The sequence below is a fragment of the Thermococcus sp. genome, assembly GCF_027066465.1.
GTDB lineage: Archaea > Methanobacteriota_B > Thermococci > Thermococcales > Thermococcaceae > Thermococcus.
The window spans coordinates 1-6,327 of the sequence record NZ_JAMONU010000178.1; the positions used below are offsets into that span (position 1 = coordinate 1).

General features: G+C 56.1%; 9 protein-coding genes. 2 read left to right on the plus strand and 7 right to left on the minus strand.

The window, feature by feature from the left end:
- Positions 1-127: 127 nt before the first annotated feature.
- The 3 genes from MVK46_RS08775 to pyrH all read right to left on the minus strand — a co-directional run bounded on the left by MVK46_RS08775 (position 128) and on the right by pyrH (position 2,516).
- Entirely contained in the window at positions 128-1,447 is a 1,320-nt protein-coding gene (locus tag MVK46_RS08775; RefSeq protein ID WP_297536305.1) for an FAD-dependent oxidoreductase, read from the minus strand.
- 136 nt (positions 1,448-1,583) lie between these two features.
- Positions 1,584-1,793 (minus strand): hypothetical protein, encoded by a 210-nt coding sequence (locus tag MVK46_RS08780; RefSeq protein WP_297536298.1) that lies wholly within the window; start codon positions 1,791-1,793, stop codon positions 1,584-1,586.
- 45 nt (positions 1,794-1,838) lie between these two features.
- Positions 1,839-2,516, minus strand: a complete 678-nt coding sequence (pyrH, locus tag MVK46_RS08785) for a UMP kinase (protein WP_297536306.1) — start codon at positions 2,514-2,516, stop codon at positions 1,839-1,841.
- Positions 2,517-2,626: 110 nt separating this feature from the next.
- Here pyrH and MVK46_RS08790 point away from each other — a divergent pair, with 110 nt between their 5' ends.
- Positions 2,627-2,818 (plus strand): hypothetical protein, encoded by a 192-nt coding sequence (locus MVK46_RS08790; RefSeq protein WP_297536299.1) that lies wholly within the window; start codon positions 2,627-2,629, stop codon positions 2,816-2,818.
- Entirely contained in the window at positions 2,790-3,269 is a 480-nt protein-coding gene (locus MVK46_RS08795) for a PIN domain-containing protein (protein WP_297536300.1), read from the plus strand. Before MVK46_RS08790 ends, MVK46_RS08795 begins: the two co-directional genes overlap by 29 nt.
- Before the next feature lie 14 nt (positions 3,270-3,283).
- Here MVK46_RS08795 and MVK46_RS08800 read toward each other — a convergent pair whose 3' ends face one another.
- The 4 genes from MVK46_RS08800 to MVK46_RS08815 form a co-directional block, all read right to left on the minus strand.
- The gene (locus MVK46_RS08800) at positions 3,284-4,450 is read right to left on the minus strand and encodes an FAD-binding oxidoreductase (protein WP_297536301.1); all 1,167 of its coding nucleotides are present in this window, start codon (positions 4,448-4,450) and stop codon (positions 3,284-3,286) included.
- Positions 4,443-4,715, minus strand: a complete 273-nt coding sequence (locus MVK46_RS08805; protein WP_297536302.1) for a (2Fe-2S)-binding protein — start codon at positions 4,713-4,715, stop codon at positions 4,443-4,445. The genes MVK46_RS08800 and MVK46_RS08805 overlap by 8 nt, the downstream gene beginning before the upstream one ends.
- A 207-nt stretch (positions 4,716-4,922) precedes the next feature.
- Positions 4,923-5,429 carry a 4Fe-4S dicluster domain-containing protein gene (locus MVK46_RS08810; RefSeq protein WP_297536303.1) on the minus strand — a complete coding sequence of 169 codons (507 nt, stop codon included), beginning with the start codon at positions 5,427-5,429 and terminating at the stop codon, positions 4,923-4,925.
- On the minus strand, positions 5,422-6,327 hold a 906-nt coding region (locus MVK46_RS08815; protein ID WP_297536304.1), incomplete at its 5' end, for an NAD(P)/FAD-dependent oxidoreductase. The genes MVK46_RS08815 and MVK46_RS08810, both read right to left, overlap by 8 nt.

Consider the following 6,327-nt stretch of genomic DNA (forward strand, 5'->3'; position numbering starts at 1 on the left):
AGCAGAAAGTTGAGCGTGAATGAAACCCCATAGTGATAGCGCGCCATCGTGAACGCCACAAGGGCCGAGACGAGTGAGGGTATGGAAAACTTGAGTCTGAGAAGGGAGAGGAGGGCCGAAAGGCCCATCACCTGAACCTCCTCAGTGCCATCTCGGCCGCAACGCTTATCGGGTCTATCGTCGGGCTTATCGGCGGGGCGTAGGCGGTCTCAAGGTAAACGATATCTTCTACCGTCGCTCCCTTCTGGGCTAATGCCGAGAGCGTCATTATCCTGCCCCAAACCCTCTCGCCGCCGACTATCTGTGCGCCGACGAGCTTTCTGTCCGACTTTCTGAAGATTACCTTGACCGTTATCGGCTTTCCGCCGGGGTAGTACTCGGGCTTCGTTGAGCCTTTGAACTTGCCGACAGCTACCTCGATTCCCTCTTTCTTCGCCCTCTCCTCCGTGATGCCGAAGGTGCCTATCTCAAGGCCGAAGAGCTCGGTTATGGCCGTGTTGAAGACGGGCCTGAAGGAGACGTCATTTCCTGCTATGTGCTCCGCCGCCACTTTTGCCATCCTGACCGCTGAAGTTCCGAGCTGGCTGAGCGTTCTTTTGCCTGTTACCGCATCTATTACCTCGGCGCAGTCGCCTATCGCGTAGATGTCCGGGTCGCTTGTCTGGAGGTGCTCGTTGACCATTATTCCCCTGTTAACCTCAAGCCCCGCCTTTTTGGCGAGGTCTGTGTTGGCCCTGACGCCCGTAGCGACCAGAACCAGCTCGGCCGGAACCTCCTCGTCGCCTATCCTAACCGCCTCAACGGGACTGCCGGTTATCTCGCTAACCCCAACGCCGAAGCGGAAGGAGACGCCGTTCGCTTCCATCTCCTTCTGGACGAGCTTTGCGGTGTCTTTGTCGAGCATCGTCGGCATGAGCCTGTCCATGAGCTCGACGACCAGAACCTCCATTCCGAGCTTCGCAAAAGCTTCAGCTCCCTCGAGGCCGATTAGACCCGCGCCGATGACCACCGCTTTCTTCGGCTTCCTCTCGGCGATGTAGGCTTTAATCCTCCTCACGTCGTCGAGGCTCTTGAGGGTGAAGACGCCCTCGTTCTGAACCCCTTTAATCGGCGGGATGAAAGCTTTGGAGCCGACGGCAAGGACGAGCTTGTCGTAGGGAACCTCACCCCTGTCGGTGATTACGACCTTCCTCTCGCGGTCTATCGCCTTCGCCTCCGTGTTCAGCATGAGCTTTATCTTCTGCTTCTCATAGAACTCGTTAGGGAAGACGATGACGTCTTCTGGCTTCTCTATCGTCCCGCTGATGACGTGGGGTAAAGCACAGGGCGAGTATTGCATCGTGCCTTCCTTCCCGATGACAACTATTTCCGCCTTCCTGTCGAGCTTTCTCATAAAGAGGGCGAAGTTGCTTCCCGCTGTTCCAGAACCGATAACGACGATTTTCATGAGCACCACCAGCTTGAGAAGGGCGGGGAGGTATAAAAAGTTGGCTTTTAGTCAGTTCAGCGATATGCCCTTTCGCGGGATTCGACTTTTAGGATAACAACGGTATCCTCATTCCAGCTGACGGTGTAGAGAGACCTCATAGGCCGAGCTCCCTTTTCAGCTCTTCCCAGTCCTTTTCGTCTTCAAGTGCTTCCCTTTCGGGGACTTCTATCTCCTCCGAGCTTTCACCCTCTTCCTCTTCAATTAACCTTGCCTTAAGCATCAGAAGAGCCTTCTCCATCTCGTCAAGTAGTTTCTTCATCTCGCGGATATCGTAGAGGAGAACGTTTATCGGGTCGGCTTCCATGCTTCACCACTTCTGAATAAGCGGGAGAATATAAAAGGATTGAGTTTAAGGCTCCACTACAGTCCCGTTGTGCTTCCCTCTAACCACGTCGAAGAGGTGATAGGCGTCCTTCTTGCCGACGATGTAGGTCCTTATCCGCCCGCGCTGGATGAACTTCGCCGCCAAAGCATCAACAACACCGCTTCCGCCGGCTTTGCTCTCGGCCTCCATCGCAATCTCGACGAGCTGTTCGGGGGTTATCCTGTCGAGCTTCCTCGCGTTCGGGTTCTTCCTCGGGTCAGAGTCGTAGACTCCATCAACGTTGGTTACGACGACAAGAAGGTCGGCTTGGAGATACTCGGCGAGGAGAGCCGAGACGGCATCGGTCGTGTGGCCGGGATGAGTTCCGCCCATTATCGGTATCTTCTTGAGCTGTATGACCTCCCACGCCTTACGGAAGTCCTGAATGACAAAGGGATAGGCCTTCTCGCCGAGCGCCGCTATGAGGAGCATCGCGTTCGCCCTCGTGATGTGGATTCCTATGTAGTCCTTGAAGGTCTCGTTGGGCGTGAAGGTCTTCGCGGCCTTGATGTACTTGCGCGCTACCTTTCCACCACCGACTACTACCGCCACCTCATGGTCCTCGCTTATCTTGATGAGCTCGTACGCTATCGCCTTTATGAACTCGACGTCCGGGTCTTCGGGAACGAGAACAGAGCCACCTATGTCGAAGACTATTCTCATGACGACCCTCACGGTGCTAATCGGCTCGATTTATAACCTTTTTCTTGACGGAGGGATGTTAATCGAAAGCGTTATCAAGTTGGAGGAGAATAGACGTTGAGGGTTGAGTGATGGAGATTACCGTGAGAGTTCGGATTCCTGAGGGGACGGACGAGAAGGTCATCGGTGAGCTAGCGGAAGTGTTTGCACGTGCCCAGGTTCTGCGTTCCCTTGCAGTAGGAGAAAGACGCGTAAAACGTGAGAAAGCCTCCTGGAGGGAGCTACGTGAGTATCTTGAGGAGTATCGCGACCTTCGTGGATAGCAGTGTCCTTTTGAACGTCATTTTTGAGACGGAGCTTACTGAGAGAGCAACTCGTTTGATGTCCCTTGCAAAGTACCCCGTAGTCTCTGAGACAGTCATTGACGAGTGTGTGTACGTAACCCTACGCAGGAAATCTTCAAAACGGGGAGTCCATAACATATACGACCTGAAGAAATTTCTCAAGACTGAGGAAGGTAGAGCTTTGATTCGCGAGTCCAATGAAGAAGTTCTCTCGTTTATAGCCAGTTATGATATGGAGATTGTGAAAGACCCTGATATATTCCTTGCCCTTAGTCTGGCCGAGAAATATGGCCTTCTGTTTCACGATGCGAAGATACTGGGTTCAATGGTTGAAAACGGAATCAAAAGACTCGTTACCCTTGACAGGGACTTCGATGGAATCCCTATCATCGAAGTGTTAACTGATCATGGAAAAATAGAGGAAAAATAAAGAACCGATGAAAATCACCCAATCTGGAACGCTGAACTTCTCAGCTCTCCGCGCTCGAAGCGATACGGGTCGTACCACTCCCAGTCCAGCGGAACCTTAGAACGGCCCTTCGAGATTAGCTCGGCCATGGCCTGGGCAACGGCCGGCGCCATCATGAAGCCATGTCCAGAGAAGCCCGCCGCAATGTAGAAGTTGTCCAAAAGCTTCCCGATTGCAGGGTTGCTGTCGGGCGTCTTCGCGTAGAAGCCGGCCCACTGCCTTACAACGTGGGCGTAGCGGAGCGGGGGGGCGATTCTCACGGCGTAGCGGAGGACCCCGCGCAGGAAGTCGTAGGTCGGCTCGACATCTTCTAAGCTCTTCGCCTCGTGCTCTATCCCCGCACCGCAGATGATTCCGCCGTCCTCGCCGTCCTGAATTATGTAGGCGTCTTCCCAAGCTGGCGGGCACACCAAAGGCTCGGCCTGTCCCCTCTCAAGCGGTTCCGTTTTGACGAGCTGGTGCTTGTAGGCCTTAATCGGGACGAGGTCGCGCTTTAAGCCCGCCATCTCGTTGATTAGGGGCGCCCAGGCGTTGGAGGCATTTAGAACCGCATCAACCTTAACGCTCTCAACCTTCCCGTTGCTCCTGAACTTCACGGCGGTTATAGCCTCTCCCTCGCGCTCAAGTCCAACTACTTCAGTGTGCTCGCGCGCATCAACGCCAAGCTCCCTCGCCCTCCGCAGATAGGCGAAGAGCGTCTTGAAGGGATTCGCCTTGGCGTCCTTCGGGTTCCACGCCCCCGCCAAAAACGGCTCGGTGTTGAGGATTGGCACTATCTCCTTCGCCTCGTCCATGTCGATGAGCCTCGTTGGGACGCCGAAGCGGTTCTGCAACTTTATGTTGGCCTTGAACGCCTCAACTTCTTCTTCGCTCGTCGCTAAGAACAGGTAGCCGGTCTGGTTGAAGCCTATATCCGCCCCAAGCTCCTCCTCGAGTTTCTCCCAGCGCTCGACCGAGTGTTTCATGAGCTTGATGTTGGCCTCGTCCGTGAACTGGGCGCGTATTCCCGTGGCACAGCGGAAGGTGGAGCCCGAGCCGAAGTAGTTCTTCTCGAAGAGGACAACCTCCTCGCCGAGCTTGGCCAGCTCGTAGGCCGTGGCGACCCCTATTATCCCGCCTCCGATTACCGCGATTCTACTCATCGGCACCACCCACGATGACCTCTACGCGGACCGGCCGAATCGGAACCCTCGCCTTCGGGAGCGGTATCTCCTCGGGCCTCTTCCCCGTCTTCCTCGCGAGGATTGAGATTACGATTGGAATGCACGTCCTCCCCTGGCACGGCCCCATGCCGACGCGGAGGAGCCTCTTGATTTCCTCGATGTCCGTGACGCCTGAATCTATGAGCCTCTCGACGTCCTCAACCGTTACGTCGTTACAGCGACAGACGATTTTCTTTCCCCCCATTTCACTCCCTCCGTTCAGCCCTTGCTTGCGCAAGCGCTGGCGGAAAAGCTTTTACTCTCAAACTTGCTCTGGCGTGAGTGAGAGCGTAACTCAAAGCCTTCCCCTGAGCCTTCGCACGTGGAATGCGCCCTTCGGGCGCGGTAAGACTGCGAACTGCCCTGAAAGCCTCACTTTTCAAATGCTCTCCTGTCCGAATGTGCTGGATTCTCATTCTCTCACCACCTTAACCGCCCTGACGTCCCAGGCCAGCTCAATCGGCACCTCGACGACGATTATCGGCGTGTCGCCCTTGCTCTTCTCCCTTGGGACAACCGTGAGCACCTTCCCCTTTCCGACCGGCTCGCCGACCCTGTTGAGAAGAACGACCTCCTCTCCCTTCTCGGGAACCGGAAGAAGCTCGTGGGGCATCGTTATGCGCGCTTTGTCGCCGACGTAGTGCACCATGAAGAACGCCAGACCGGGACAGATTTGGACGCAGAGGGAGCATCCAATGCACTTGTCGTAGTCGACAATCGGCAGGTCGTTCGGGGTGGGCATGTTTATCGCGCCCGTCGGACATATCTCCCTGCACGGGGCGCACGGTATCTCCTGCGGGCACTCGGGAACTGCGACGGGTCTCTTCCTGAGCCTCTCCTCGCTCGGCTTCGGAATTATTGAGAACAGCTCCTCGGGGGTTATGTATCCCCTCTGAAGGTAGGGCGGGATTTCATTCATTGGAAACACCCTCCGCGAGTATTTTCCTAATCCCCTCCGCCACGTGCCTGCCGAAGGGCCCGGAGCGGAACTCGTCGAGGTCGCGCCCGGCCTTCTCTATCTCCTCAACCCAGCTCTCGTCCGCTATTCCGAGCCTCAGCGCTGCCGCTATTCCCGCTATCTTGCCCTCGAGCATCGCGGTTGTTGCCTCCTCAATTCCGGCCGAATCTCCCGCAACGAAGATTCCCCGAACGGTCGTTTCCATCCATTCGTCGCGAACCGCCACGTGACCTCCCAGTTCGCGGACGTACTTTATCTGACAGCCGGCTTGGTGGAGCAGTTCGATGCTGGGCCTCAGACCGACGGCGAGCGCTATGACGTCGACCTCGAGGGTCTTCTCTGTTCCCGGAATCGGCCTCCAGTTCTCGTCGAGCTGGGCCACAACGGCCCTCTCGACCTTTTCCCTTCCTTCGGCGCGCAGGATTGTATGCCTCGTGAGTATCGGAACTCCAAGACGCCTGACCTTCGCCGCATGGACGAAGTAGCCGCCGACTTTGGGCATGGCCTCTACTATCGCCTTCACTTCAACGCCGGCCTGGATGAGCTGGTAGGCGAGGATAAGCCCCACGTTTCCGGCTCCAACGATGAGAACCCTGTCTCCGGGCTTGACACCGTAGGTGTTCATGAGCGTCTGGATTGCTCCGGCGCCGTAAACCCCCGGCAAATCGTTGTTCTCAAAGGGAATCATCCTCTCCATCGCGCCGGTGGCGACGATAACTGCCCTTCCCCTGAACTCTATCAGTTCGCGCTCCTTTCTGACTGCCAGGACGAGCTTCTCTTCGTTCTCTTGGAAGATGCCAACCGCTGAAGTTTCAAGAAATACCTCGACGTTCTCGCTCTTCCTCAGCTCCTCCTCGAG

Excerpts from the sequence above, each read along its gene's own strand:
- MVK46_RS08775 (WP_297536305.1), bottom strand. The coding sequence starts at position 1,447 with ATGAAAATCGTCGTTATCGGTTCTGGAACAGCGGGAAGCAACTTCGCC.
- MVK46_RS08805 (WP_297536302.1), bottom strand. The coding sequence starts at position 4,715 with ATGGGGGGAAAGAAAATCGTCTGTCGCTGTAACGACGTAACGGTTGAG.
- pyrH (WP_297536306.1), bottom strand. The coding sequence starts at position 2,516 with ATGAGAATAGTCTTCGACATAGGTGGCTCTGTTCTCGTTCCCGAAGAC.
- MVK46_RS08790 (WP_297536299.1), top strand. The coding sequence starts at position 2,627 with ATGGAGATTACCGTGAGAGTTCGGATTCCTGAGGGGACGGACGAGAAG.
- MVK46_RS08810 (WP_297536303.1), bottom strand. The coding sequence starts at position 5,429 with ATGAATGAAATCCCGCCCTACCTTCAGAGGGGATACATAACCCCCGAG.
- MVK46_RS08780 (WP_297536298.1), bottom strand. The coding sequence starts at position 1,793 with ATGGAAGCCGACCCGATAAACGTTCTCCTCTACGATATCCGCGAGATG.
- MVK46_RS08800 (WP_297536301.1), bottom strand. The coding sequence starts at position 4,450 with ATGAGTAGAATCGCGGTAATCGGAGGCGGGATAATAGGGGTCGCCACG.